The organism is Paracidovorax konjaci (assembly GCF_900112675.1).
Classification (GTDB): domain Bacteria; phylum Pseudomonadota; class Gammaproteobacteria; order Burkholderiales; family Burkholderiaceae_C; genus Paracidovorax; species Paracidovorax konjaci.
Genome location: NZ_FOMQ01000016.1, coordinates 82915 through 109732, shown reverse-complemented (window position 1 = coordinate 109732; position 26818 = coordinate 82915). Strand labels below are relative to the sequence as shown.

23 protein-coding genes and 2 tRNA genes are annotated in these 26818 nt (G+C 64.9%); 19 read left to right on the top strand and 6 right to left on the bottom strand.

The window, feature by feature from the left end; genetic code table 11:
- The 16 genes from BM144_RS19645 to BM144_RS19570 form a co-directional block, all read left to right on the top strand.
- On the top strand, nt 1-328 hold a 328-nt coding region (locus BM144_RS19645), incomplete at its 5' end, for an EF-Tu C-terminal domain-related protein (RefSeq protein WP_491893110.1).
- A gap of 12 nt (nt 329-340) precedes the next feature.
- Nucleotides 341-416: transfer RNA gene (locus BM144_RS19640), tRNA-Trp, on the top strand.
- Between the two features lie 83 nt (nt 417-499).
- Nucleotides 500-886, top strand: a complete 387-nt coding sequence (secE, locus tag BM144_RS19635) for a preprotein translocase subunit SecE (protein ID WP_092956419.1) — start codon at nt 500-502, stop codon at nt 884-886.
- A 1-nt stretch (nt 887) separates the two neighbouring features.
- Nucleotides 888-1478, top strand: a complete 591-nt coding sequence (gene nusG, locus BM144_RS19630) for a transcription termination/antitermination protein NusG (protein WP_092956375.1) — start codon at nt 888-890, stop codon at nt 1476-1478.
- Between the two features lie 101 nt (nt 1479-1579).
- A complete protein-coding gene (gene rplK, locus BM144_RS19625) occupies nt 1580-2011 on the top strand; it encodes a 50S ribosomal protein L11 (protein ID WP_092956372.1) in 432 nt (143 codons plus the stop codon).
- Complete coding sequence (gene rplA / locus BM144_RS19620; protein ID WP_092956369.1) at nt 2012-2707, top strand: 50S ribosomal protein L1; 696 nt, start codon at nt 2012-2014, stop codon at nt 2705-2707. It begins immediately after the preceding gene.
- A gap of 230 nt (nt 2708-2937) precedes the next feature.
- Nucleotides 2938-3444: a 50S ribosomal protein L10 gene (gene rplJ, locus BM144_RS19615; protein ID WP_092956366.1), complete on the top strand. Its 507-nt coding sequence runs from the start codon at nt 2938-2940 to the stop codon at nt 3442-3444.
- Nucleotides 3445-3492: 48 nt separating this feature from the next.
- The gene (gene rplL / locus BM144_RS19610) at nt 3493-3873 is read left to right on the top strand and encodes a 50S ribosomal protein L7/L12 (RefSeq protein WP_092956363.1); all 381 of its coding nucleotides are present in this window, start codon (nt 3493-3495) and stop codon (nt 3871-3873) included.
- A 290-nt stretch (nt 3874-4163) separates the two neighbouring features.
- Nucleotides 4164-8288, top strand: coding sequence for a DNA-directed RNA polymerase subunit beta (gene rpoB / locus BM144_RS19605; protein WP_092956360.1), 4125 nt, complete (start codon nt 4164-4166; stop codon nt 8286-8288).
- Between the two features lie 19 nt (nt 8289-8307).
- Nucleotides 8308-12543: a DNA-directed RNA polymerase subunit beta' gene (gene rpoC / locus BM144_RS19600; protein ID WP_092956357.1), complete on the top strand. Its 4236-nt coding sequence runs from the start codon at nt 8308-8310 to the stop codon at nt 12541-12543.
- A 188-nt stretch (nt 12544-12731) separates the two neighbouring features.
- A complete protein-coding gene (locus BM144_RS19595) occupies nt 12732-13319 on the top strand; it encodes a LemA family protein (RefSeq protein WP_092956354.1) in 588 nt (195 codons plus the stop codon).
- Between the two features lie 71 nt (nt 13320-13390).
- Nucleotides 13391-14776 (top strand): 16S rRNA (cytosine(967)-C(5))-methyltransferase RsmB, encoded by a 1386-nt coding sequence (gene rsmB / locus BM144_RS19590; RefSeq protein ID WP_092956351.1) that lies wholly within the window; start codon nt 13391-13393, stop codon nt 14774-14776.
- 31 nt (nt 14777-14807) lie between these two features.
- The gene (locus BM144_RS19585; RefSeq protein ID WP_092956348.1) at nt 14808-15431 is read left to right on the top strand and encodes a DUF4390 domain-containing protein; all 624 of its coding nucleotides are present in this window, start codon (nt 14808-14810) and stop codon (nt 15429-15431) included.
- Complete coding sequence (locus BM144_RS19580) at nt 15428-17755, top strand: sensor histidine kinase (RefSeq protein WP_092956345.1); 2328 nt, start codon at nt 15428-15430, stop codon at nt 17753-17755. The genes BM144_RS19585 and BM144_RS19580 overlap by 4 nt, the downstream gene beginning before the upstream one ends.
- Nucleotides 17756-17792: 37 nt before the next feature.
- Complete coding sequence (locus BM144_RS19575) at nt 17793-18506, top strand: response regulator (protein WP_092956342.1); 714 nt, start codon at nt 17793-17795, stop codon at nt 18504-18506.
- Between the two features lie 67 nt (nt 18507-18573).
- Nucleotides 18574-18649: transfer RNA gene (locus BM144_RS19570), tRNA-Phe, on the top strand.
- A gap of 95 nt (nt 18650-18744) precedes the next feature.
- On the opposite strand, the gene BM144_RS19565 is transcribed toward BM144_RS19570, so the two are convergent.
- The 5 genes from BM144_RS19565 to BM144_RS19550 all read right to left on the bottom strand — a co-directional run bounded on the left by BM144_RS19565 (nt 18745) and on the right by BM144_RS19550 (nt 22696).
- Nucleotides 18745-20295: a superoxide dismutase family protein gene (locus BM144_RS19565; protein WP_092956339.1), complete on the bottom strand. Its 1551-nt coding sequence runs from the start codon at nt 20293-20295 to the stop codon at nt 18745-18747.
- Between the two features lie 66 nt (nt 20296-20361).
- The gene (locus BM144_RS19560; RefSeq protein ID WP_092956336.1) at nt 20362-21636 is read right to left on the bottom strand and encodes a PQQ-dependent sugar dehydrogenase; all 1275 of its coding nucleotides are present in this window, start codon (nt 21634-21636) and stop codon (nt 20362-20364) included.
- Between the two features lie 72 nt (nt 21637-21708).
- Entirely contained in the window at nt 21709-21843 is a 135-nt protein-coding gene (locus BM144_RS23655) for a hypothetical protein (RefSeq protein WP_281246101.1), read from the bottom strand.
- Nucleotides 21844-21953: 110 nt separating this feature from the next.
- Nucleotides 21954-22127, bottom strand: a complete 174-nt coding sequence (locus BM144_RS23235) for a hypothetical protein (protein ID WP_175526082.1) — start codon at nt 22125-22127, stop codon at nt 21954-21956.
- A gap of 197 nt (nt 22128-22324) precedes the next feature.
- Nucleotides 22325-22696, bottom strand: coding sequence for a nucleotide pyrophosphohydrolase (locus tag BM144_RS19550; RefSeq protein ID WP_092956330.1), 372 nt, complete (start codon nt 22694-22696; stop codon nt 22325-22327).
- Nucleotides 22697-22806: 110 nt separating this feature from the next.
- Here BM144_RS19550 and BM144_RS19545 point away from each other — a divergent pair, with 110 nt between their 5' ends.
- Entirely contained in the window at nt 22807-23562 is a 756-nt protein-coding gene (locus tag BM144_RS19545; RefSeq protein WP_092956327.1) for a tyrosine-protein phosphatase, read from the top strand.
- 67 nt (nt 23563-23629) lie between these two features.
- Here BM144_RS19545 and BM144_RS19540 read toward each other — a convergent pair whose 3' ends face one another.
- Complete coding sequence (locus BM144_RS19540) at nt 23630-24067, bottom strand: HU family DNA-binding protein (protein WP_092956324.1); 438 nt, start codon at nt 24065-24067, stop codon at nt 23630-23632.
- A 353-nt stretch (nt 24068-24420) separates the two neighbouring features.
- Between BM144_RS19540 and BM144_RS19535 the strand changes: the two genes are divergently transcribed.
- Nucleotides 24421-25356 carry a PhaM family polyhydroxyalkanoate granule multifunctional regulatory protein gene (locus BM144_RS19535; protein WP_092956321.1) on the top strand — a complete coding sequence of 312 codons (936 nt, stop codon included), beginning with the start codon at nt 24421-24423 and terminating at the stop codon, nt 25354-25356.
- Nucleotides 25357-25402: 46 nt separating this feature from the next.
- The gene (locus tag BM144_RS19530; RefSeq protein WP_092956318.1) at nt 25403-26725 is read left to right on the top strand and encodes an FIST signal transduction protein; all 1323 of its coding nucleotides are present in this window, start codon (nt 25403-25405) and stop codon (nt 26723-26725) included.
- The last annotated feature ends 93 nt before the right edge of the window (nt 26726-26818 follow it).

Genomic DNA, 26818 nt, shown 5'->3' with positions numbered 1-26818 from the left:
CGTGGAGCGTGGCCAAGTGCTGTGCAAGCCCAACTCCATCAAGCCACACACCCACTTCACCGCTGAGGTGTATGTCCTGTCCAAGGACGAGGGCGGCCGTCACACGCCGTTCTTCAACAACTACCGCCCCCAGTTCTACTTCCGCACGACCGACGTGACCGGTGCCATCGAGCTGCCGGCCGACAAGGAAATGGTCATGCCCGGCGATAACGTGTCGATCACCGTCAAGCTGATCAACCCCATCGCCATGGAAGAAGGCCTGCGTTTCGCCATCCGCGAAGGTGGCCGCACGGTCGGCGCCGGTGTCGTGGCAAAGATCATTGCTTAATATTTGGTATTTAGGGGTATAGCTCAATTGGCAGAGCGTCGGTCTCCAAAACCGAAGGTTGTAGGTTCGATTCCTACTGCCCCTGCCAAAAAATTGGCATGATTATCAAGCCCGCCAGTATCTGGCGGGCTTCAGTGTCTTATAAGCCATGAAATTGCGAATGGAATGAAAATGGCAGTGTCTCCGCAAATCGAAACCGTCAATACAGGGGCAGACAAGGTCAAGTTGGCTTTGGTGGCTGTTCTTTTAATTGCGGGCATTGCTGGCTTTTATCTTTTGAGCAAGCAAGGGACGTTGGCGCAGTGGGCGATTTTGATCTGCGGTATCGTCGCTGCAGCTGCAGTCTTCATCGTTTCAGAGCCCGGGCGTCGATTTGCGGGGTTTGCTAAGGATGCTTGGAAAGAAGTAAAGAAAGTAGTTTGGCCGACGCGAAAAGAGACTTTGCAAATGACGGCGTACGTCTTTGCATTTGTTGTGGTCATGTCTCTTTTTCTCTGGTTTACTGATAAAACCCTTGAGTGGGTTCTTTACGACCTTGTTTTGGGTTGGAGGAAATAAAATGGGTAGCACCCCCGATATCAATGTTTCCCCGGCTGCTGAAGCGACTTCTGTAAACCCTGATCTTCGTTGGTACATTGTTCATGCTTACTCCGGTATGGAAAAAGCGGTAGAGCGAAATATCATCGAAAGAATCACTCGCGCTGGAATGCAAGAGAAGTTCGGTCGTATTTTGGTGCCGACCGAAGAAGTCGTGGAAATGAAAAACGGTCAGCGCAAAACGACCGAGCGCCGATTGTTTCCAGGATACGTATTCGTTGAAATGGTAATGGACGACGATACCTGGCACTTGGTAAAACATACCAGCAAAGTGACTGGGTTTGTTGGTGGTGCAAAGAATCGTCCAGCCCCAATTTCCGAGGACGAGGTGCAAAAGATCGTTAATCAAATGCAGGAAGGCACTGAGAAGCCTCGGCACAAGATCGAATTCATGGTTGGCGAGTTGATTCGAGTCAAAGAGGGTCCTTTTGCAGACTTCAATGGCTCAGTGGAAGAGGTCAATTATGAAAAGAGCCGTGTTCGAGTTTCTGTCATGATTTTCGGTCGTTCCACTCCAGTGGAGTTGGAGTTTGGTCAGGTCGAAAAAACCTGAATATTTTGGTAGTGCGCTTTTTAACTCGGCGCTTAAAGAGTTATCAACCCTCGGGGAGCCTGTTGAAAGAATAGGCGTTGTGACCCGCAAGGAGATTCGCGATGGCGAAAAAAATCGTCGGCTTTGTTAAGCTGCAGGTTCCAGCTGGCAAGGCAAACCCTTCCCCACCTATCGGTCCCGCACTGGGTCAGCGTGGCCTCAACATCATGGAGTTCTGCAAGGCATTCAATGCCCAGACTCAAGGTGTCGAGCCTGGACTGCCGCTGCCTGTGGTGATCACGGCTTTTGCTGATAAGAGCTTTACGTTCATTATCAAGACCCCGCCGGCAACGACCCTGATCAAAAAGGCCATCAAGCTTGAAAAGGGCTCCGCAAACGCTCTCAGCACCAAGGTTGGCAAGATTACGCGCGCACAGTTGGAAGAAATTGCCAAAACCAAGCTGAAGGATATGAACGCTGCAAACGTAGATGCTGCTGTTCGTACATTGGCTGGTTCTGCCCGTTCGATGGGCGTCACGGTGGAGGGGCTGTAAATGGCTAAGCTGACCAAAAAGCAAAAGGCGTTTGAGGGCAAGGTTGACAGCACGAAGCTGTACGCTTTTGCGGATGCCGTGGTGTTGGTGAAAGAAGCGGCTACCGCCAAATTCGATGAGTCCATCGATGTGGCTGTGCAACTTGGCATCGATGCAAAGAAATCTGACCAAGTGGTTCGCGGCGCTGTGGTGTTGCCGAACGGAACCGGTAAGACCACCCGTGTCGCAGTGTTTGCCCAGGGTGCCAAAGCCGAAGAGGCGAAGGCTGCCGGCGCAGACGTGGTTGGCATGGACGATCTGGCTGCACAGGTGAAGGCTGGTGACATGCCCTTCGATGTGGTTATTGCTGCTCCTGATGCGATGCGCGTCGTCGGTACTTTGGGCCAGATCCTCGGGCCTCGCGGTCTGATGCCGAACCCGAAGGTCGGTACCGTCACTCCGGACGTTGCCACCGCTGTGAAAAATGCCAAGGCGGGTCAAGTCCAGTTCCGTGTCGACAAGGCTGGGATTGTGCACAGTACCATCGGTCGCCGTTCCTTCGACAACGAAAAGCTTCAGGGCAACCTTGCGGCATTGATCGAAGCCTTGACGAAAGCCAAGCCGGCTACCAGCAAGGGCCAATACCTGCGCAAGGTTGCGGTTTCGTCGACGATGGGCATCGGCGTTCGCGTCGATACGCAATCAATCTCTGCGTAAATCAGAATTTGAGCCGCTGAAAAGCGGCTCATTGTGGTGGGCTGCCAGCACTTTGTGATGGCAGGTCATCCAAGACCGTTGGTATGCAGGAAGTAGCTGCATTTAAATCCCTTGGGGCCAACGCAGATGGCGATCCCGCTGCAGATGGAATTTTGGTTCCGAAACAGTTGGTCGCTGCAACAAGAGCGCGCGCGAGGGAATTCCTGAGTGCGCAAATGAAGGAGTAGACCTTGAGTCTTAATCGCAGTGAGAAAGAAGCGGTCATCAATGAAGTGACCAGCCTCGCCGCTAAAGCTCAAACGCTCGTGATCGCGGAATACCGTGGCATCACGGTGGCCGACATGACCAAACTGCGCGTTGATGCTCGCAGCAAAGGCGTGACCCTGAGTGTTCTGAAGAACACCTTGGCCCGTCGTGCTGTGGCTGGTAGCCAGTTCGACGTGGTGGCTGACCAGATGACCGGTCCTCTGATCTATGGCTTCTCTGAAGATGCTGTGTCGGCTGCCAAGGTAGTGGCCGATTTCGCGAAAACCAATGACAAGTTGGTGATTCGCGGCGGCGCTTTCGGTGGCAAAGCCCTGGACGTGAACGGCGTGAAGCAATTGGCCAACATCCCTTCCAAGGAAGTGTTGCTGGCTCAGCTGTGTGGCTTGCTGATGTCGCCGATCTCCCGTACCGCAGTGGTGCTGGGTGCCTTGGCGGCCAAGAAAAGCGAAGGCGAACCTGCGGCAGCTTGAAGCTGAATCGCACTCGCCCTCTCTTAAAACCAATTGTTAGGAAAAATTATGGCATTCGACAAAGACGCATTCTTGACCGCTCTGGACAGCATGACGGTCCTCGAACTCAATGACCTGGTGAAGGCCATTGAAGAGAAGTTCGGCGTGAGCGCAGCTGCTATGGCAGCTCCCGCTGCTGGCGGTGGCGCAGCAGCCGGTGGCGCTGCAGCCGAGGAAAAGACCGAATTCAACGTGGTGCTGTCTGAAGCCGGCGCCAACAAGGTGTCGGTCATCAAGGCTGTGCGTGAAATTACCGGCCTGGGCCTCAAGGAAGCCAAGGACCTGGTTGACGGCGCTCCCAAGAACGTCAAGGAAGGCATCGCCAAGGCTGATGCTGAAGCCGCTGTCAAGAAGCTGGTGGACGCAGGCGCAAAGGCCGAACTCAAGTAATTCGGTTGCTTTGGCAAGGCTGGAGGCTCTTGAAAGGGCTTCCAGCCTTTCCGCGCTTCTGGGAAGCGCATGTTTGAGAGCACACCAGAAAGGGATTGGCCGAAGCGGCTGCCAAAACCTTTTCTAGTGTCTTCTGACAACCCGACAACAGAAGATGCCTTGGTCCGGGCGATGTGCAACGCATCGCCGTCCGCCATGGTTGGTAGTGGCCAACCGCCAAGCCCGCAAGGCCCGCCCCTTGTGGGGCACTCGTCGAAGACCCAGGACTCATGTCTTTGCCCGGAGATCTCATGGCCCCAACATCCACGTACAGCTATACCGAACGCAAGCGTATCCGCAAGAGCTTCGGTAGCCGCGACAGCGTGCTCGAAGTGCCTTACTTGCTGCAGATGCAGAAAGATGCATATACCGCTTTCCTCCAAGCGGATATGGCACCTCAGAAGCGCACAGGCGAAGGCCTGCAAGCTGCGTTCAATGCAGCTTTCCCCATCGTCTCGCACAACGGTTTTGTCGAGATGAAGTTTGTGGAATACAACTTGGCCAAACCCGCATTCGACGTGCGTGAATGCCAGACCCGCGGTCTCACTTTTGCCTCGGCTGTGCGTGCCAAGGTGCAGCTCATCATTTACGACCGTGAGTCCTCCACCAGCCAATCCAAGGTGGTGAAGGAAGTCAAGGAGCAAGAGGTCTACATGGGCGAGGTGCCCCTGATGACCGACAAGGGCTCTTTCATCATCAACGGCACCGAGCGCGTCATCGTGTCGCAGTTGCACCGTTCGCCTGGCGTGTTCTTCGAGCACGACAAGGGAAAGACCCACAGTTCCGGCAAGCTGCTGTTCTCGGCGCGGATCATTCCGTACCGTGGCTCGTGGCTGGACTTCGAGTTCGATCCGAAGGACATCCTCTACTTCCGCGTGGACCGTCGCCGCAAGATGCCGGTCACGATTCTGTTGAAGGCCATCGGTCTGAACCCCGAATCCATCTTGGCGAACTTCTTCGTCAACGACAACTTCCGCCTGATGGACAGCGGCGCGCAGATGGAATTCGTCGCCGATCGCCTCAAGGGCGAAGTGGCGCGCTTCGACATCACCGACAAGGCCGGCAAGGTGGTCGTGGCCAAGGACAAGCGGATCACGGCCCGTCACACGCGCGAGCTGGAGCAGTCCGGCACGACGCACATCAGCGTGCCGGAAGACTTCCTGATCGGCCGCGTGGTGGCGCGCAACGTGGTGGACGGTGACACGGGCGAGATCGTCGCCAAGGCCAACGAAGAGCTGACCGAGGCGCTGCTGAAGAAGCTGCGTTCGGCCGGTGTGAAGGATCTGCAGGTCATCTACACGAACGAGCTGGACCAGGGTGCGTACATCTCGCAGACGCTGCGGATCGACGAGACGGTGGACGAGTTCGCGGCCCGCGTGGCGATCTACCGCATGATGCGTCCCGGCGAGCCGCCGACGGAAGACGCGGTGCAGGCCCTGTTCCAGCGCCTGTTCTACAACCCGGACACGTACGACCTGTCGCGCGTGGGCCGCATGAAGTTCAACGCCAAGATCGGCCGTGACGAATCGACCGGCCCGATGGTGCTGTCGAACGAGGACATCCTCGCCGTGGTGAAGATCCTGGTGGACCTGCGCAACGGCAAGGGCGAAGTCGACGACATCGACCACCTGGGCAATCGCCGCGTGCGTTGCGTGGGCGAGCTGGCCGAGAACCAATACCGCACCGGTCTGGCGCGTATCGAAAAGGCCGTGAAGGAGCGTCTGGGACAGGCTGAGCAAGAGCCGCTGATGCCCCACGACCTGATCAACTCCAAGCCGATTTCCGCGGCGCTCAAGGAGTTCTTCGGTGCTTCGCAGCTGTCGCAGTTCATGGACCAGACGAACCCGTTGGCGGAGATCACGCACAAGCGCCGTGTGTCCGCACTGGGCCCGGGCGGCCTGACGCGTGAACGTGCCGGCTTCGAAGTGCGTGACGTGCACGTGACCCATTACGGCCGCGTCTGCCCGATCGAAACGCCGGAAGGTCCGAACATCGGGCTGATCAATTCCCTGGCTCTCTATGCACGCCTGAACGAATACGGGTTCATCGAGACTCCGTACCGCCGCGTGGTGGATGGAAAGGTGACCGACCAGATCGACTACCTGTCCGCGATCGAAGAAGGCAAGTACGTCATCGCCCAGGCCAACGCGACGCTGGACAAGGACGGCCGTTTGACGGGTGATCTTGTATCTGCCCGCGAAAAGGGCGAATCGACCCTGTTGAGTGCCGAGCGCGTGCAGTACATGGACGTGTCGCCCGCGCAGATCGTCTCGGTGGCTGCCTCGCTGGTTCCTTTCCTCGAGCACGACGACGCCAACCGCGCACTGATGGGTGCCAACATGTCGCGTCAGGCCGTTCCTGTGCTGCGTCCCGAGAAGCCCATGGTGGGCACCGGTATCGAGCGCGTGGCGGCGGTTGACTCCGGCACCGTGGTGACCGCCAATCGTGGCGGGATCGTGGATTACGTCGACGCGACCCGGATCGTGGTGCGGGTCAACGACGCTGAAGCCGTTGCCGGCGAAGTCGGCGTGGACATCTACAACCTCATCAAGTACCAACGCTCCAACCAGAACACCAACATCCACCAGCGTCCCATCGTCAAGAAGGGCGACGTGTTGGCCAAGGGTGACGTGATCGCCGACGGTGCATCGACCGATCTGGGCGAAATCGCCATCGGGCAGAACATGCTGATCGCGTTCATGCCCTGGAACGGCTACAACTTCGAGGATTCGATCCTGATCAGCGAGCGTGTGGTGGCGGAAGACCGCTACACCTCGATCCATATCGAAGAACTCGTGGTGATGGCCCGCGATACGAAGCTGGGCGCCGAAGAAATCACGCGAGACATTCCGAATCTGTCGGAACAGCAACTGAACCGCCTGGACGAGTCCGGCATCATCTACGTGGGTGCGGAAGTTCAGCCCGGCGACACGCTGGTGGGCAAGGTCACCCCGAAGGGTGAGACCACGCTGACGCCTGAAGAAAAGCTGCTGCGTGCGATCTTCGGTGAGAAGGCATCCGATGTGAAGGACACGTCGCTGCGCGTTGATCAGGGATCTTCGGGTACGGTGATCGACGTGCAGGTGTTCACCCGCGAAGGCATCCAGCGCGACAAGCGTGCCCAGCAGATCATCGACGATGAACTCAAGCGCTTCCGCCTGGACCTGAACGACCAGCTGCGCATCGTCGAGGCCGACGCCTTCGACCGTATCGAGAAGCTGCTGAACAACCGCGTGGCGAATGGCGGCCCGCAGAAGCTTGCCAAGGGCACGAAAATCGACAAGGCCTATCTGGCATCCGTCGAGAAGTTCCACTGGTTCGACATCCGTCCTGCAGAGGACGAAGTGGCTGCGCAGCTCGAATCGATCAAGAACTCGCTGGAGCAGACGCGCCACAGCTTCGATCTCGCTTTCGAAGAAAAGCGCAAGAAGCTCACCCAGGGCGACGAATTGCCTGCGGGCGTGCTCAAGATGGTCAAGGTGTACTTGGCCGTCAAGCGCCGCCTGCAGCCCGGCGATAAGATGGCCGGCCGCCACGGCAACAAGGGTGTGGTCTCCAAGATCGTTCCGGTCGAAGACATGCCCTACATGGCTGACGGAACGCCTGCAGACATCGTGCTGAACCCGCTGGGCGTGCCTTCGCGCATGAACATCGGCCAGGTGCTGGAAGTCCACTTGGGCTGGGCGGGCAAGGGCATCGGCCAGCGCATCGGGGACATGCTGCGCGAGCAGGCCAAGGTGGCCGAATTCCGCAAGTTCCTGGAAGAGGTCTACAACTCGCGGGGACGCAAGGAAGATCTCTCGCAGCTGAGCGACGACGAAGTCCTGGCCATGGCAGGCAACCTGACCAATGGCGTCCCGTACGCCACGCCAGTGTTCGACGGCGCATCGGAAGCCGAGATCAAGGACATGCTGAAGCTGGCCTATCCGGACCAGATCGCCGAACGCAAGGGGTTGACGCCGAGCCGCACGCAGGCCTACCTGTACGACGGCCGTACGGGCGAGCGCTTCGAGCGCCCGACGACCATCGGCTACATGCATTACCTGAAGCTGCACCACTTGGTGGACGACAAGATGCATGCCCGCTCCACGGGTCCCTACTCGCTCGTCACGCAGCAGCCGCTGGGCGGCAAGGCCCAGTTCGGCGGCCAGCGTTTCGGGGAAATGGAAGTGTGGGCGCTGGAGGCGTATGGCGCTTCGTATGTGCTGCAGGAAATGCTCACCGTGAAGTCCGACGACGTGCAGGGCCGTACCAAGGTGTACGAGTCCATCGTCAAGGGCGAACACGCCATCGAGGCAGGCATGCCCGAGTCGTTCAATGTGCTGGTCAAGGAAATCCGTTCCCTGGGCCTGGACATCGAACTGGAACGTTCTTAAGTACTAGGAGATAGGGTTTATGAAGTCTCTACTCGACCTGTTCAAGCAATTCACGCCGGACGAGCATTTCGATGCCATCCGCATCGGCATGGCGTCGCCCGAGAAGATCCGTTCCTGGTCCTTCGGCGAGGTGAAGAAGCCCGAGACGATCAACTACCGCACGTTCAAGCCCGAGCGCGACGGCCTGTTCTGCGCCAAGATCTTTGGCCCGATCAAGGACTACGAGTGCCTGTGCGGCAAGTACAAGCGCCTGAAGCACCGCGGCGTGATCTGCGAGAAGTGCGGCGTCGAAGTGACCCAGACCAAGGTGCGTCGCGAACGCATGGGCCACATCGATCTGGCTGCGCCCTGTGCGCACATCTGGTTCCTGAAGTCGCTGCCGTCGCGCCTGGGCCTCGTGCTCGACATGACGCTGCGCGATATCGAGCGCGTGCTGTACTTCGAAGCGTATGTGGTGACCGATCCTGGGATGACCCCGCTGAAGAAGTTCGGCATCATGTCCGAGGACGACCATGATGCGAAGCGCAAGGAATACGGCGATGAGTTCATTGCCAAGATGGGCGCGGAAGGCATCAAGGATCTGCTCGAAGGCATCGACATCGATCTGGAGATCGAGAAGCTGCGCGGCGATCTGACCGGCTCCGAGGTCAAAGTGAAGAAGAACGCCAAGCGCCTGAAGGTGCTGGAAGCCTTCAAGAAGTCCGGCATCAAGCCCGAGTGGATGGTGCTCGATGTGCTGCCCGTGCTGCCGCCGGACCTGCGTCCGCTGGTTCCGCTGGATGGCGGCCGCTTCGCGACCTCCGACCTGAACGACCTGTACCGCCGCGTCATCAACCGCAATTCGCGCCTGCGCCGTCTGCTGGAGCTGAAGGCTCCCGAGATCATCGCGCGCAACGAGAAGCGGATGCTGCAAGAAGCCGTCGATTCGCTGCTGGACAACGGCCGCCGCGGCAAGGCCATGACGGGCGCCAACAAGCGGGCGCTGAAGTCCCTGGCCGACATGATCAAGGGCAAGTCCGGCCGCTTCCGTCAGAACCTGCTGGGCAAGCGCGTGGACTACTCCGGTCGTTCCGTGATTACCGTGGGCCCGACGCTCAAGCTGCACCAGTGCGGCCTGCCCAAGCTGATGGCGCTCGAACTCTTCAAGCCTTTCATCTTCTCGCGCCTCGAGCAGATGGGCATCGCCACGACCATCAAGGCGGCGAAGAAGGAAGTCGAATCCGGTACGCCGGTGGTCTGGGACATCCTGGAAGAGGTCATCAAGGAGCACCCGGTCATGCTGAACCGCGCTCCGACGCTGCACCGCCTGGGCATCCAGGCATTCGAGCCGATCCTGATCGAAGGCAAGGCCATCCAACTGCACCCGCTCGTTTGCGCGGCATTCAACGCCGACTTCGACGGTGACCAGATGGCCGTCCACGTCCCGCTGTCGGTGGAAGCGCAAATGGAAGCCCGCACGCTGATGCTGGCCTCCAACAACGTGCTGTTCCCCGCTTCCGGCGAGCCTTCGATCGTTCCGTCCCAGGACGTGGTGCTGGGCCTCTACCACGCCACCCGCGACAAGATCAACGGCAAGGGCGAGGGCATGGTGTTTGCCGATACGGGCGAAGTGCTGCGTGCGCTGGACGCCGGTGAGGTGGAACTGGCCTCGCGCATCAGCGTGCGGTTGACCGAATACGCACGCGACAAGGTCACGGGCGATTTCGTGCCCGAAACCAAGCTCGTGGAAACCACCGTGGGTCGGTCGCTGCTGTCCGAGATCCTGCCCAAGGGCCTGCCCTTCAGCAACATCAACAAGGCGCTGAAGAAAAAGGAAATCTCCAAGCTCATCAACGTGAGCTTCCGCAAGTGCGGCCTGAAGGAAACCGTGGTGTTCGCAGACAAGCTGCTGCAGAACGGCTTCCGCCTGGCAACGCGCGCAGGCATTTCCATCGCCATCGACGACATGCTGGTGCCTCCGCAGAAGGCCGGCATCATCGAGCGCGCCGAGAAGGAAGTGAAGGAGATCGAACAGCAGTACGTCTCCGGTCTGGTGACGGCTGGCGAGCGCTACAACAAGGTGGTGGACATCTGGGGCAAAGCCGGGGACGAAGTGTCCAAGGTCATGATGGCCCAGCTGGCCAAGCAGAAGACCACGGACCGCCATGGCGCCGAGGTGGACCAGGAGTCGTTCAACTCCATCTACATGATGGCCGACTCCGGTGCCCGCGGCTCTGCCGCGCAGATCCGTCAGCTCGCCGGCATGCGGGGCCTGATGGCCAAGCCGGACGGCTCGATCATCGAAACCCCCATCACGGCGAATTTCCGTGAAGGCCTGAACGTGTTGCAGTACTTCATTTCCACCCACGGTGCCCGGAAGGGCCTGGCGGATACGGCATTGAAGACGGCCAACTCGGGTTACCTCACCCGCCGCCTGGTGGACGTGACGCAGGATCTGGTCGTGACCGAAGAGGATTGCGGCACGTCCAACGGATCGGTGATGCGCGCCATCGTCGAGGGCGGCGAAGTGATCGAGTCGCTGCGTGACCGCGTGCTGGGCCGCACCACGGCCGACGAGATCCTCCACCCCGAAACGCGTGCCGTGCTGACCGCGGCCGGCCAGATGCTCGACGAGGACACCCTCGAGGAGCTGGAAGCCGCAGGCGTGGACGAAGTGAAGGTGCGTACGGCGCTGACCTGCGAGACCCGCTATGGCCTGTGCGCCAAGTGCTACGGCCGCGACCTGGGCCGTGGCGGCCTGATCAACCTCGGCGAAGCCGTGGGCGTGATCGCTGCCCAGTCCATCGGTGAACCGGGAACGCAGCTGACCATGCGGACGTTCCACATCGGTGGTGCGGCATCGCGTGCGGCCATCGCGTCGAGCGTGGAAGCCAAGTCCAATGGCGTGATCGGCTTCAACGCCACGATGCGCTACGTGAGCAACACCAAGGGCGAGCTGGTCGTCATTGCGCGTTCGGGTGAAGTCATCATCCAGGACGAACATGGCCGCGAGCGCGAGCGCCACAAGGTGCCGTACGGCGCCACGCTGACCGTGAAGGCCGACCAGCAGGTCAAGGCGGGCACGATCCTGGCCAACTGGGATCCGCTGACGCGCCCGATCATCACGGAATTCGCCGGCCAGGTGAAGTTCGAGAACGTCGAGGAAGGCCTCACGGTTGCCAAGCAGGTGGACGATGTGACGGGCCTGTCCACGCTGGTCGTGATCGATCCGAAGCGCCGCGGCTCCGCCAAGGTCGTGCGTCCGCAGGTCAAGCTGATCGACGCGCAAGGCCAGGAAGTGAAGATCCCCGGCACCGACCACTCGGTGACCATCGGCTTCCAGGTCGGCGCACTGATCCAGGTCCGCGACGGACAGGACGTGGGCCCGGGCGAAGTGCTGGCGCGTATTCCGGTCGAAGGCCAGAAGACCCGCGACATCACCGGCGGTCTGCCCCGTGTGGCCGAACTGTTCGAAGCCCGTTCGCCCAAGGACAAGGGCATGCTGGCCGAAATCACCGGCACAGTGTCCTTCGGCAAGGAAACCAAGGGCAAGGTGCGCCTGCAGATCACCGATCCGGACGGCAAGGTCTGGGACGAACTGATCCCCAAGGAAAAGAACGTGCTGGTCCACGAAGGCCAGGTGGTCAACAAGGGCGAGTCCGTGGTGGACGGCCCCGCCGACCCGCAGGACATCCTGCGTCTGCTGGGCATCGAGGAGCTGTCGCGCTACATCGTCGATGAAGTGCAGGACGTGTACCGCCTGCAGGGCGTGAAGATCAACGACAAGCACATCGAGGTGATCGTTCGCCAGATGCTGCGCCGTGTCGTGGTCGAATCGTCGGGCGAATCCGGCTACATCGCCGGCGAGCAGGTCGAGCGTTCGGAAATCCTCAACACCAATGAGCGTCTGCAGGGCGAGGGCAAGATTCCCGCGACCTACACGAACGTGCTGCTGGGGATCACCAAGGCGTCGCTGTCCACCGATTCGTTCATTTCGGCTGCGTCGTTCCAGGAAACGACCCGCGTGCTCACCGAGGCTGCCATCATGGGCAAGCGCGACGAGCTGCGTGGCCTGAAGGAAAACGTGATCGTGGGCCGTCTGATCCCGGCGGGCACGGGCCTGGCCTACCACCAGGCACGCAAGGCGAAGGAAGCCATGGACGACGCAGAGCGCCGCGCCATCGCCGACGCCGAAGCGGCCGAGATGGAGACGACGGTGCCCGAGGAAGCCTCGGAAGTCGAAGGCTCCGCTGTGGAAGGCGGCTCGGCCGAGTAATCCCGGCCCGGCTTGCGAGCCTTCCGGCCTGCTGCAACGCTCCCGCTCTGTCTCTTCGGCAGGCCGGGAGCGTTTTTTCAGCCCGCTCGGACAAGGCACGCCCGTCTTTTCCTTTTCTTTTTCGCGCCTTTCCGGAGTCCGGGGACGGCGCCTGCATGCCGGCCTTTGCGCTGCGGCCATCTATTGCGATGCTGACGACCTGGATTTCTCTGGCAGTGCTGCTGTTCTGGGCGGTAGGTGCCTACAACCGGCTGGTCCGGCTGCGTTCTGCCGCGGTCCAGGCGTTCGGTGGTTTGGATGTGCATTTCGTGCGCGTGACGAGCATGTTGGGCGAGTACGAAGCGACGCTGAGCCCGTCCCCGGCAGAGCAGTCCGAAGCCCGCAAGGCCCTGTGGGCGGCTTCGGTCCAGTTCGGGGCCTGCCTGGCCGGCGCGCGCGCGCGACCGCTGGACGCCGGCACCGCCGCCGCACTGACGGCCGGGCGTGAAGTGCTGCGCGCGGCCTGGACGGCAATGGTGCGAACGGTGCGCGCGCCACGCGAGGCGCTGGCGGCGGAGCCCGCGGACACCGATGCCCCGCCGCCGGCGTTGCCCTCTGTTCCGGGCGACGATGCCCTGGCGCTGTGGGAGCAGCGCTGGCAGGAGCTGTGGGCGCAGAGCGCACTGGCCACCGAGCAGTTCAACGATGCCGTGGCTGTCTACAACCGTGCGATCGGTCAGTTCCCGGCCCGGTTGCTGGCCTGGCTTTTCGGGTTCCACGCTGCACGCGCGCTGTGATCCATGGTCCGGCCGGCGCTTTCCGGCCCCAGGTTCTTTTTCCAACCATTGCCGTCATACGGCCTTACTCCATGCCCTCATCCCGCCCGCACACTGCCGTCCCCCGACCGGACTCCGGCGCAGGGGCCATCCCCTTGTGGCGGCAGCTCGATGCCGTAGCGGATGCATTGATGGCCGTGCGGAGCGGGCAGTCGGGCACCGCGGCCGTGGCGGCGGTGGAGCCCGCGTTGCGCGCGGGTGTCCAGGCGCTGCTGTTCACGGCGCTGCGGCAACTGGGCCGCGCCGAGGCCCTGCGTGCCCAGTTGGCACCCCGCCGGCCCAAGCCGCGGGTGGATGCCCTGCTGTGCACGGCCCTGGCGCTGGGCTGGCAATCCGGGCACGCGCCCTATGAGCCGTTCACTCTTGTCAACCAGGCCGTGGAAGCCGCCAAGCGCCACGCGGCCACGCGCGGCCAGGCGGCCTTCGTGAACGCGTGCCTGCGGCGCTTCCTCCGGGAGCGGGATGCGCTGGTTGCCGCCACCGACGCCGACCCCGTCGCCCGGTGGAACCACCCGGCGTGGTGGATCGACCGGCTCCGCCAGGACCATCCGGAGCATTGGCCGCAGATCCTGCAGGCCAACAACGGCCATGCGCCGATGGCGTTGCGCATCAATCGGCAAAAAGTGACCGGTGCCGCCTACAACATTGAATTGTCTGCTATTAATTTGGTAGCAAAGCAGGTGTCCGACGTGGGGCTCGTCCTGGAGTCTCCTCAGCCCGTACAGCGCCTGCCGGGATTCCTGGAGGGCTGGGTGTCCGTGCAGGATCTGGCCGCCCAGCGGGCTGCGCCGCTTCTGCTGGACGGCCTCGACCTGGCGCAGTCGCTGCGGGTGCTCGACGCCTGCGCGGCGCCCGGAGGAAAAACCGCCCATCTGCTCGAACAAGCGGGTGCCGCGTCGCCGATCCGTGTAACAGCTCTGGAAATCGATCCCGTGCGCAGCGCCCGCATCGGCGAGACGCTGCAGCGGCTGGGCCTGAGCGCCCAGGTGCTGGTGGCGGATGCGGGGCGCCCGCAGGACTGGTGGCAGAACGCGAGCGGCGGCGAGCCATTCGATGCCATCCTCCTCGATGCCCCTTGCACCGCGTCCGGCATCGTGCGCCGCCATCCGGACGTGCGCTGGCTGCGCCGCCCCACGGACATTGCCCAGCTGGCAGCACAGCAGGCGCGGCTGTTGTCCACTCTGTGGCCGTTGCTCAAACCAGGCGGCCGGCTGCTGTACTGCACCTGCTCCGTCTTCCGAGCGGAAGGCGATGGACAGGTTCAGGCGTTTCTTGCGAACAACAATGACGCCCATTTGCTGCCGTCTCCCGGACATTTGCTGCCCGGAGATCCCGGCGATGGCGGCGGCGGCAGCGAGAATCCTTCTGGTGATCACGACGGATTCTTCTACGCACTCCTGGGCAAGCGCCCTCTCTGAATCCGCACGGCGGGCGCGAGGGCGTCCGCGCATGCGGGTGGCCGTGCCGCCGCTCGGCCGGGCATGGTGGCGCGCGCTGGTTTTCTGCATGGGCCTGTGGCTCTGCGGGCCGGCGCTCGTGGCGGCGCAGACCGGGGGAGACATATCCGACCTGCGCCTGGAGGCTTCGGACAGCGGGCTCTATCTGTCCGCGTCGCTGCGGTTCGATCTTCCCGACCAGGCCGAGGACGCGCTGTTCAAAGGCATTTCCGTCTATTTCATTGCCGAGGCGGATGTGCTGAAAGAGCGCTGGTACTGGTCCGACAAGTCCGTGGCGCGGGCCGTGCGCTACCTGCGGTTGAGCTACCAGCCCCTCACCCGTCGCTGGCGCCTCAACCAATCTGCCGTGCCGTTCTCCCCCAATGGCCTGGGCGTGGTGCTGGGCCAGAGCTATGACGAGCTGGAGGACGCGCTGGCCTCGATGCAGCGCATCGCCCGCTGGAAGATCGCGGAGGCGGACGACATCGACCGGCAGGCGGCCCACGTGGTGCACCTGCGCTTCCGGCTCGACATGTCGCAGTTGCCCCGCCCGTTCCAGATCGGTGCCATGGGGCGTTCGGGCTGGGATCTGTCCCTCTCGCGCACCGAGCGCCTGCCCATCGAGCCCCAGCCATGACGTCCCCTTCGCCCCCGTCGGCCTCCGGCACGGAATCCGCGGCGACACGCAACCCCCGGCAGGCGCGCGCCGCGCGCTGGGCGCTGGGCGTGGCCGCCGCCATCATGAGCGCCATCGGCCTCGTGCTGCTGTTCCTGCTCACGGTGGCGACCAACAACCGGGCGCTGTACGAGCGCAACTACGCGTGGCTGTTCGGCCTGAACGTGCTGGTGGCGCTGCTGCTCTTCGCGGTGCTGGTCTGGGTGGCCGTCCGGCTCGTGGTGCGCCTGCGGAAGGGGCGGTTCGGCAGCCGGCTGCTGGTCAAGCTCGCGGGCATCTTCGCCGTCGTCGGGCTGGTGCCGGGGCTGCTGATCTACGTGGTGTCCTACCAATTCGTTTCGCGCTCCATCGAAAGCTGGTTCGACGTCAAGGTCGAGGGGGCGCTCACGGCCGGGGTCAGTCTGGCGCGGGCCACCCTGGACACCCTGGCGAGCGACATGGCGACGCAGACGCGCACCGCGGGCACCCAGCTCGCGCAGGTGCCGGACGCCGCGGCGGGACTGGTGCTCGAGCGCATCCGCGACCAACTGGGTGCCACGGATATCGTGCTTTTCAATGGGGCCGGACAACCCGTGGCGAGCGTCGGGCAGTCCCGGTTCGATCTCAGCCCGGAACGCCCGGCACCCCAACTGCTGCGCAACGCACGGCAGCAGCGCTCGGCCTTCCAGATCGAGGGCCTGGACGACGTGACCGACCCCAAGGCCGTGCAGAACGCGCGCGTGAAGACGCTGGTCGCGGTCGGTACGGCCAGCGTCGGTCTGCTGGCCGAGCCGCGCTACCTGCAGGCCACCATCCGCCTGCCCCAGGTGGTGGTCGCCAACGCACTGGCGGTGCAGGAGGCAAACCGCGAGTACCAGGAGCGTGCACTCGCGCGCGGCGGGTTGCGGCGCATGTACATCGGCACCCTCACGCTCAGCCTGTTCCTGGCAGTTTTCGGAGCCGTTTTGCTCGCGGTTTTGCTGGGCCGGCAACTGGCCCGCCCGCTGCTGGTGCTCGCGGAGGGGGTGCGGGAGGTCGCTTCGGGCAACCTGAGCCCCAAGGCCGTATTGCAGACCAGCGATGAGCTGGGCGGGCTCACCCGCTCCTTCGCCGTCATGACGCAGCAGTTGGCGGACGCGCGTTCCGCCGTCGAGCGCAGCATGGGCGAGGTCGATGCGGCCCGCGCCCGGCTGCAGACCATTCTCGACAACCTCACCGCAGGCGTCATCGTGATGGACGCCCAGGGGCGCATCCGCTCCACCAACCCTGGCGCCACGCGCATCCTGCGCGCGCCCATGGCCGCCTTCGAAGGGCGGCCTCTGGCCGACGTACCGGGGCTGGCGGCATTCGCCTCGGCCGTGCAGGCGCATTTCGACGCATTCCTCGGCGACCGGGAGCAGCACGGGCTCGACCATTGGCAGCACCCGTTCGAGCTGCATGCGGCGGCTGCGGTGGGGGCCGGGCACTCCGGTCACGCCGGCCCGATCGGCAACGGCACGAGCCTGGTGGCCCGCGGCGCGGAACTCCCGGATGCCCTCCGGTTGCTGGTGTTCGACGACATTTCCGAAATCGTTTCGGCCCAGCGCGCCCAGGCCTGGGGCGAAGTCGCACGCCGGCTCGCCCATGAGATCAAGAACCCGCTCACCCCGATCCAGCTGTCGGCCGAGCGCCTCGAGATGAAGCTCACCGGCAAGCTCGGGGCGACGGAAGAGGCCATCTTGGCCAAATCGGTCAAGACCATCGTCGAGCAGGTCGATGCGATGAAGCGGCTGGTCAACGAGTTCAGGGACTATGCGCGCCTGCCCGCGGCCGAGTTGCATCGCCTGGACCTCAATGCGCTCGTGGCGGACATCCTGCAGCTCTACGGAGCCGAAAATGCCACGGTTCCCGTCGAGTCCGAACTCGATCCGCGCTGCCCTCCCGTGGCTGGGGACGCGCAGCAGTTGCGCCAGGTCATCCACAACCTGCTGCAGAACGCGCAGGACGCCAGCGAGCAGCGTGCCCGCGAACAGGGCGTCTCCGTCGCGCCCGTGCGCATCGCGACACGCTGGAGCGAAAACTCGCGCCGGGTGCGGCTCACCGTGAGCGATGCCGGCACCGGGTTCCCGGCCCACATCCTGCAGAGGGCCTTCGAGCCATACGTGACCACCAAGGCCCGCGGGACCGGGCTGGGTCTGGCCGTGGTGAAGAAAATTGCCGACGAGCATGGGGCCCGTATCGATCTTTCCAATCGTGTGGAGGAGGGTGTGGTGCGGGGGGCGCAAGTGTCGCTATCATTCGCGCCTGAAACCTTCGTGGTTTATTAACAACAAGTTACACGCAGCAAGAAGCACATCCGAACCCATGGCAAACATATTGGTGGTCGACGACGAACTCGGTATCCGCGACCTGTTGTCCGAAATCCTGAACGATGAAGGACACAGCGTGGATCTGGCGGAGAACGCCACCCAGGCCCGGATCGCCCGGGCGGCCCACGGCTACGATCTGGTCCTGCTCGATATCTGGATGCCCGACACCGACGGTGTGTCGTTGCTCAAGGAATGGGCCACGGCCGGCACCCTCACCATGCCGGTCATCATGATGAGCGGCCACGCCACCATCGACACCGCGGTCGAGGCCACCCGCATCGGCGCGTTCTCGTTCCTGGAAAAGCCCATCACCCTGCAGAAGCTGCTGAAAGCGGTGGAGCAGGGGCTTGCGCGCACTTCGGCCCCTCCGGCGCCCGCGGCCCCGGCTGCGTCGTCGGCGGCGACCCAGGCCTTGCCGGCGGCAACCACAGCCTCGGCATCCGAGTCGGGGCAGGCGCCCCAGCCCGCCCATGCCGTGCCGCAGCCCGTTGCGGCCACCGGTCCCAACTCGCACCAGGGTTTCGATCTCGACCGCCCGCTGCGCGAAGCGCGCGACGGCTTCGAAAAAGCCTACTTCGAATTCCACCTGGCCCGGGAGGGCGGCTCCATGACGCGCGTCGCCGAAAAGACGGGCCTGGAGCGCACCCACCTCTACCGCAAGCTGCGCCAACTCGGCGTCGATCTGGGGCGCAGCAAGCGCAGCCAGTAGCCAGGCGTAGAAAAAATTGCCGCCGCTGTTCAAGGCGGCAGTTTTTCTGGCTATAATTCGAGGCTTAGGCCCGGTAGCTCAGTTGGTAGAGCAGCGGATTGAAAATCCGCGTGTCGATGGTTCGATTCCGTCCCAGGCCACCAAATCATTTTTCGGTAACGCCGAAAAAACAAAAGCCCTCAAGCAGAAATGCCGGAGGGCTTTTTTGTTGCCAGGCGCCCTGGCAAGCGTGGTTTCCTCAGCGAGGCGGAAGCGCAATGCGCAGCACGTCGAAGGGCAGCAGCGGGGGTGGGTTCTTCTGCTTGTCCAGCTGTCCGTTGACCACCAGCAGCGCTCCGTCCTGTACGGCTGCCGTCGTGGGGTATTTGAGGCGCGGATCGCGCAGGCGCTGCACGATGCGGCCGCTGGACCCATCGGCTGCCAGTTCCACCCGCACCAGTTCGTTGTCGGCATTGCGCACCACATACAGGTCGTTCGCGCCCAGGAGTGCGAGGCCGTCGCCGTGGCGCAGGTCGCCGCCGTCCAGGCGGACCTCCTTCACCTCGCGCGTCGCCGTGTCGATGCGCCAGAGCTGGCCCGTCGCGAGCTGGACCGCGAGGAGCCTGCGGCCGTCGGGCGATGCCACGATGCCGTTCAGATTGATCTGGTTCGGCTGGTAGCGGATGGGTGTCTGGCGAATATCCAGCCAGGGCTCCAGCGACATGGGTGCACCCGGCGCGATGGCAATGCGCCAGAGCACGGGGCGGAACGAGTCGGTCACGTACGCGTATTGCGGGGTCAGCGCGATGTCGTTGAGAAACGCCTGACCGTCCTTCGGCCCTTCGATGACCGCCACCGTGGCGGCGCTCTGGAGGTCGATCGCCGCGACGCTGTTGGCCGGACCGCCCGCCACCCACAGGCGGCCGTTGCCGTCCACCTTCATGCCGAAAGCGGCCTGGCGGCCGGGCGATCCGCCCAGCTGGAACGGCTCGGCCTTCTGCGCGCCTGGTGCGATGCGGTAGATATGGCCCTCGCTGCTCGATCCGACGTAGGCGGTGCCGGTGCGCGCGTCGAAGGCGATGCCCTCGGGGTAGACGTTGCTGCCTTCGATCGTGGCCCGGCCCTGCACCATGCTGGGCGCTGCCGGCTCGATGAGTCCGCACGCCAACCGGCCACCGGAATTGCCTGCCGGGTCGCTGGCGTAGTCGTCCTCCTTGTCGTGGACGACGAGCGTGCGGCCCAGCACGGATGTCTTGCTGCCGGGCTGCAGCGTAATGTGGGGATGCGTGAAGCGCAGCGTCCCTTTGCGGTCGGCACCCACCTGGATGTTGGGCGCTTCGCCCGCGTGGGCTTCTTGCGGAGACTGGCCTGGGCTGCCGTGGTTGCGGGTCGTGTACGGATCGAAGTGGCCGCCGGCCGCACCGAAGTCGACCACCTTGCCGGTGGCTGCATCCGGGCCGGGCGCGCACGCACCGTGGGCATGGATATGGAAGCCGTGCGCGCCGGGCGCCATGTCCTGCACCTCGATGGCGATCTCGACGCCGCCACCCTGCGGCAATTCCCGCAGCAATGCCCGTCCTGCCGGAGCACCGGAGGCCGTCTTCAGCGCCACGTCAGCGGCGGCCACACGGCCGTCTGGCCGTTCAAGCGCCATGCCGGTGCCGCGCCCATGCGAAGCGTCGGTACGCGGGGCCCCCGCGGCAGGCATGTCGTAGTTCTCCAGCGCCGCGCAGCCACCGAGCAGGAAGAAGGCCACAGCGCATGCGGCGCTGGTGAAGTGAGGGGCGCGGGTGCGCAAGGGATGGGTCATGGTGGGTGGCCTGCAGGGTGGGATGGCGGTAGTCGGGCTGGGCTGGGGGCGGCAATCAGCGGCCGATCAGCGGCCGGTGTAGCTGATGCGGTAGATCACGCCGTTCTGGTCTTCGGCCAGCAGAAGCGATCCGTCCCGTGCCTGCGCGAGCCCGGCCAGCCGGCCGAACTGTGCGGGCCGGCTGGCCTTGTCCCGCTCCGCCGCAGAAGGGGCCGGACCGGGCTGCGACAGGGTGGCACCCGGCCGGGGCAGGAGCCAGCCGGCCGCGAACTCTTCCGTGCCCATCGGCTGGCCCGTGGGGTTGAAACGCACCCGCACCACGTTGTACCCGCTGGGCTGCGAACGGTTCCACGATCCACGGAAGGCGACGAAGGCATCGCCACGGTAGGCCTGCGGAAACTGCTCCCCCGTGTAGAAAGTGAAGCCGATCGGCGCGGCGTGCGCGGTGTACTGCAGCACCGGTGCTTCCGTCGTGGGGCAGAAGTCGGCTTTGGTGGTGTTCGGCGGCTCGTTGACCTGGAATTTCGTCACCTGCCGATCGCCCCAGCAATAGGGCCAGCCGTAGTGCTTGTTGGGTGCGATGGCATTCAGCTCTTCCGGGGGCTCGTCATCGCCCTGGAAGTCGGAGCCGTGGTCGAAGCCGTAGAGCACGCCGGTGCGGGGATGCCAGCCGAAGCCGATGGTGTTGCGCAGTCCCTGCGCCACCACTTCGCGGCCCGTTCCGTCCGGGCGTATGCGCAGCAGGGTGGCCGATTCGCCGTTGGTCTCCCGGCAGTTGTTGCAGGTGGAGCCCACCGAGAGATACAGCCAGCCGTCGGGCCCGAAGGCGATGGTGCGGTTGGGGTGCTGGCCGGCATCGGGCAGGTCGTCGGCCAGCATGCGCGGGGCGGACAGCGTGCCATCGCCCTGCACGTCGGCCACGAGCAGTTTCTTGTCGGTCACGAGGTAGAGCCGCTGGTCGCGAAGGGCCAGGCCGTGCGCGTATTTCGCGTTCTGCAGCACCACCTTCTGCTGGTCCGCGCGGCCGTCGCCATCGGTGTCGCGCAGCCACAGGACATCGCCCTGTTCGCGGCGGCTGGCATACACGTCGCCGTTGGGCGCCACGACCAGCCAGCGCACGTTGTGCAGATCCTTGGCGAACACCGACACCTTGAACCCCGCCGGCACACGCAATTGGCCGAGCAGCGATTCCTCGAAACGCAGCGGCGTGGGCTCCAGCACGCCGCCGGTGACGGAGGTCGGCCCATCGCCGGGCGGCAGTTGGGAGTGCGCCGCAACGCTGTTCAGGGCCAGGAAGAGGGCGATGGCGCTTGCCCGCGTCAACGAAGAGCGTGGATGCATTTTCTGCTCGCTGGAAGGGCCCACCGTCGGTGAGCGATGGAAGGGAAGACAAGAGAAGGGCGGTGCGCGCGGCTACGCCGGCGGTGCGGGAATGCCCGCAGGTGCCGGGGCGGGCGACGGCGGTGGCGCGGGCGGCAGGTCGCCCGGCGGGCGAGGCAGCTCGTCCGGTACTTCGTGCAGCGGGTGTTCGGTCGGGGCTGTGGGCATGCTGTCTCTCCTTCGGGCGATAGAGGGAAAGTCCCGGCCACGGGCACGGCGTCTTTTCCAACGGCGGAGGTCGGTCGGGACGCTGCCGCGCGACAGGGCAGTGGCCGCGACTATCGCGGCGCCCCGGAAAGGCCCGCGTAGGACGGCGGCGCGGCGGAGCGCGCATCTGTGGAGCAGGCGCGCAGCGCGCTGCATGCAAAAGGCCGCCAGACAAGCCGGTCCTGCGTTTCGCAGAACCAGAAGCAGATCACGCTGCCATCGCCGTTGTCGTGGGTGACCAGCATGCGCGTGTCGCCATCCCTGGGGCGGACGTGCGCGCCGGGCCGGAAGAAGGAAAGTGTGTCGCTCGGCATGCGTGCATTGGAGCCCTCTGCCGACCGTGCATCTTGCGATGGCACAAACCCTGCGGCGGGTGCGGCGCGGTCCTACGCAAGCTGTCGGGGCAAGCGAAGCAGCACGTCCGCAAACGTGCCCAGGGTCTTCACTCCGACGGGAGGTCGCCGTCCAGCGCGTCGTACTTGCGGCTGTGGCCCCTGGCCAACGCCACGGGATAGCGGCGCTCGTTGGCGGCCATCTTGCGTTGTGCCGCATCGATCAGGTCGATGTCGAGCCGCGTCGCCAGCTGCACGAGGTAGAGCAGCACGTCGGCCATCTCGCTGCCCACGGCTTCCTTCTTGTCCGGCGGGAGCGCATCGCTCTGTGCTTCGGTCAGCCACTGGAAGTGTTCCAGCAGCTCCGCCGCCTCGACGATCAGCGCGGACGCGAGGTTCTTGGGCGAGTGGAACGGCTCCCAGGCGCGTGCCTGGGCGAATTGCCGGAGCTGCTCGGCCAGGGTTTGGAGTTCGTGGGACATGGTCGGGATGGGTTGCGCCAACGGCAGTGTGCCGCCGATTGGAGCACGGCGTCCGCTGGCAGTCGCCGGGTTGATCCCCGGGGGCGGGTGCATCGCATACAGTGGCCGCCATGGACGACGCAACCTACACCCGATCCCTGAACCTCTCCGGCGCCACCAATTTCCGCGACCTGGGTGGCTATGCGGGACAGGACGGGCGCCGCGTGCGGTGGCGGCGCATCTACCGCTCCGACCACCTGGCCGGGCTCACGGCCGAGGATGCGCGGGCCATCGCTGCGCTGGGGCTGCGGCGCGCGGTGGATTTCCGCGGCGCGCACGAGCGGGCCACGCTGCCCTATGAACTGCCCGGCGTGGCCTACCACGCGCTGTCGATCGAACCCACGGTGGTGCAGCGCGCAAAGGAGATGGCGCTGTCGGGCCACGAGATGACGGCGGCCATCGCGGCCGAGCTGATGCGGGACACCTACCGCGCGTTCGTGGCGAACAATGCGCCGGAATTCGCGGCACTGTTCGCGCACCTGCTGGAAAGCGATGTGCCGCTCGTGTTCCATTGCACCGCCGGCAAGGACCGCACGGGCTTTGCGGCCGCGATGATCCTGCTGGCGCTGGGCGTGCCGCGCGATGTGGTGATGCAGGACTACCTGCTCACCAATGGCCTCTACCAGCGCCCTGCGCAACTGCATGGCTCTGCGCCCGACGACGTGCTCAACGCGCTGTGGCGCGTGCAGGAGGATTTTCTCGAGGCGGCGCTGCAGGCGGTGGAAAGCGACCACGGCGGCGTGGACCGCTATCTGGCACACCGGCTCGGCGTCGGCCCTGCGGAGCGCGAGCGGCTGGCTCGGCTGTACCTGCAGCCGGGCAGCTGATCGCCGTTGTCCGCAAAGCAAAAAGCCGATGCGTCGGCATCGGCTTTTTGCGGGAGCGCAGCGCTTGTTACAGCGTGGCGTCCTTGAGCTTCTTCAGCGCGCGGGTCTTGATCTTGACCGATGCGGGCTTGGCGGGGAACCAGCGTTCCTGGCCCGTGAACGGGTCCTTGCCGAAGCGCTTCTTCTTGGCAGCCACCTGCTGCAGGCCGATCTTCATCAGGCCGGGCAGCGTGAATTCGCCGGAGCCCTTCTTGTGCACCGAGCCCAGGATCGTCGCTTCCAGCGCTGCCATCACGGCCTTGGCGGCCTTGGGCTCGACACCGGCCTGCTCGGCCAGGTGGGCGACCAGCGACGTCTTGGTGAAGGTGGTCTTCAGGGGCTTGAGCGCAGCGGGAGCGGCCTTGGCCTTGGGGGCTGCAGCGGCAGCCTTCTTGGCGGGGGCGGCCTTCTTGGCAGGCGCAGCCTTCTTGGCCGGAGCGGCGGCGGTTTTCTTTGCAGTTGCCATGGTGTCGGTTTTCTCGTGTTGAAGTGATGAAAGTCCCAGACGGGCTGGTCGGCGGATTCTAGGGGGTTTGCCGGCCAGCGGCGCGGGCCCTGCGCGCTTTTGCCGCTGCAGGCGGCATGGATACTGGCATTGCGCCGCCGGAGGCACGCCCACCGTGACGCGGCGCCCGGGTGCGCAAAGGCCGTGCGGCGGCCGGGGCGGCTGCGTTGGTATGCGCGCGCCAATCGCGTTAAGCTGCGGCCACCGACCATGCCGCCGCGCGTGGGCTGCCAGCGGTCAGAGCGGCGGCTTGCGGCAAGAGCGCCGGCGCGACAGGGCGCACCATGGTGCACTGCACCGAAGGAACAAGGGCCATGAGCAGCAACCAGAGCAACCCCACCCAAGACACGTCCCCGTTCGGCTTCGGCCGCTTCGTGCCGGGCTTCGATTTCCTGCAGAACCTCGCCAAGGGCGCGTCCGCGGGCATGCCGCAGATGCCTTCGCTCTCGGGCTGGGTCGCACCCACGATCAGCGTGGAAGAGCTGGAAAAGCGCATCGAGGAACTCAAGGCCGTGCAGTTCTGGCTGGACCAGAACTCCCGCGCGCTGACCGCCACCGTGCAGGCGCTCGAGGTGCAGAAGATGACGCTGGCCACGCTGCAGGGCATGAATGTGGCGATGGGCGATCTGGCGAGCGCGTTCACACCGCGCGCGGCCGAGGCCCCGGCCGCCGCGTCGCCCGCAGCCCCGCAGGCGCCGCGGCCCGATCCGTTCGCCAAAGCGCGCCCCGCCGCGGCCCCCGAGGCCGCCGCAGCGGCCCCTGCGCCGGCGCCCGCGCCCGCACCTGCGGAGGCGCCCTCCGCCGCTCCCGCCGCGGATGCCCCACCGCCCGCCGCGCCTGGCGTGATCGATCCGATGCAGTGGTGGACGGCGCTCACGGGCCAGTTCCAGCAGATCGCGGCCAATGCGATGAGCGATGCCTCCAAGCTGCCCGCGATGAATGCGACGCAGGGCCTGGCCGCCGAGGCCCTCAAGTCCGCGACCGACATCGCCACGCAGCTCGCGGCGCAAGGCATGCAGGGGATGCAAGGCATGCAGAAGGCCGCCCGCAAGGCTTCGGCAGGCGCCGCGGCTGCCGACGGCGGCGATGCGCCGGCCGGCAAGGCGGCCGCACGGCCCGCAGCCAAGGCCACCGCCAAGCGGCCTGCGTCCGGCAGCGCTTCCGCGCCCGAGGCCGACGCTGCCGGCAAGCGCACGGCAGCGCCGGCCACTGCGCGCCGCGCGGCCGCAGCCCCCCGAAACCGCAAGTGAGGCGCCCCGCGGCCTCCGGCTCCCCGGCTATCCAGCCCGTCCGACCATGAAGCTTTTTCCGAACGGCCACGCCACCCATCCGCAATGGCGCATGGCCGCTGCGCTGGTGCTGGCGCAGCTGCGCGCGCAGATGGCGTTGCCGCACTATGCCAACGCGCCCACGCTGGGCCTGCTCTACATCACCGACCACTACGCGGACGAGGCCGAGGGCCTGCTCGACTTTCTCTCCGCCGAGCTGCCCGAGGTCACCGACTGGAGCGGCACCGTGGGCGTGGGCGTGGCGGCCAACAACGCCGAGTATTTCGACGAGCCGGCGCTCTCGGTGATGCTGCTGGACCTGCCTGCGGACCAGTACCGCGTGTTCTCCGGCGTGGCCCCGCTCACGCGCGGCGGTGCGGCGGGCGGAGGGGGCGGCTTCGTGCCGCACACCGCGCTGGTGCACGTCGATGGCGACACCCCGGACCTCGCGGAGTTGATCGCGGAGATGTCGGACCGCACGGTGTCGGGCTACCTTTTCGGCGGCATTGCGGCGAGCCGCTCGCGCAGCGTGCAGTTCGCGGTGGGCGGCAACGGCAATATCGCGGGGCAGGGCGCGGCGCGCGGCGTGTTCGGCGGGGGGCTCTCGGGTGTGGCGTTCGGTCGCGGCGTGGGGCTGCTGTCCCGCGTCACGCAGGGCTGCCAGCCCGTGGGGCCGTTCGCGCAGATCACCGGCGCGCAGGACAACGTGGTGCTGAAGCTCGATGGCGAGCCGGCGCTCGACGTGCTCCTGCGCACGCTGGGCGTGACGCTCGACGGCGATCCGCAGCCGGCGCTGCGGGCTCTGCGCGCGACGCTCGCGGGGCTGGTGGATGCCGGCGCGCAGCCGATGGGTCGCACGGGGCACTTCGGCACCGACGTGCGGGTGCGCCACCTGGTGGGGCTCGATCCCATGCGGCAGGGGGTGGCGCTCGCCGACAAGGTGGAAGAGGGCATGCGGCTCGCGTTCTGCCAGCGCAACGTGGCCGCCGCGCGGGCCGACCTGATGCGCATCTGCGCGGAGATCCGCGAGGAACTCGCGCCCGAGGCGCAGGAGCCCGTGGCGCCGCCGCCGGTGGCCGGCGGCGAGCGCGCGGCGCTCATGCAGGCGCTGGCGCATGCCACCGACGGCATGCCCGAGCGCACCATCGTCGGCGCCATCTACGTGAGCTGCTCGGGCCGCGGCGGCCCGCATTTCGGAGGGCCGAGCGCCGAGCTGCAGATCGTGCGCCACGCGCTGGGCGACGTGCCGCTGGTGGGTTTCTTCGCGGGGGGCGAGATCGCCCACCACCATCTCTACGGCTACACGGGCGTGCTCACGGTGTTCACCTGCGAGGGGTTCGGCGAGGCTTGAGGGCCGCCGGGGCCCCCGGAAGCGGCGGCTTGAAGCTTTTTATGCTCCATGCCGCCGGATCCATTGAATAGTTTGCTATCTAAATAATAGCAA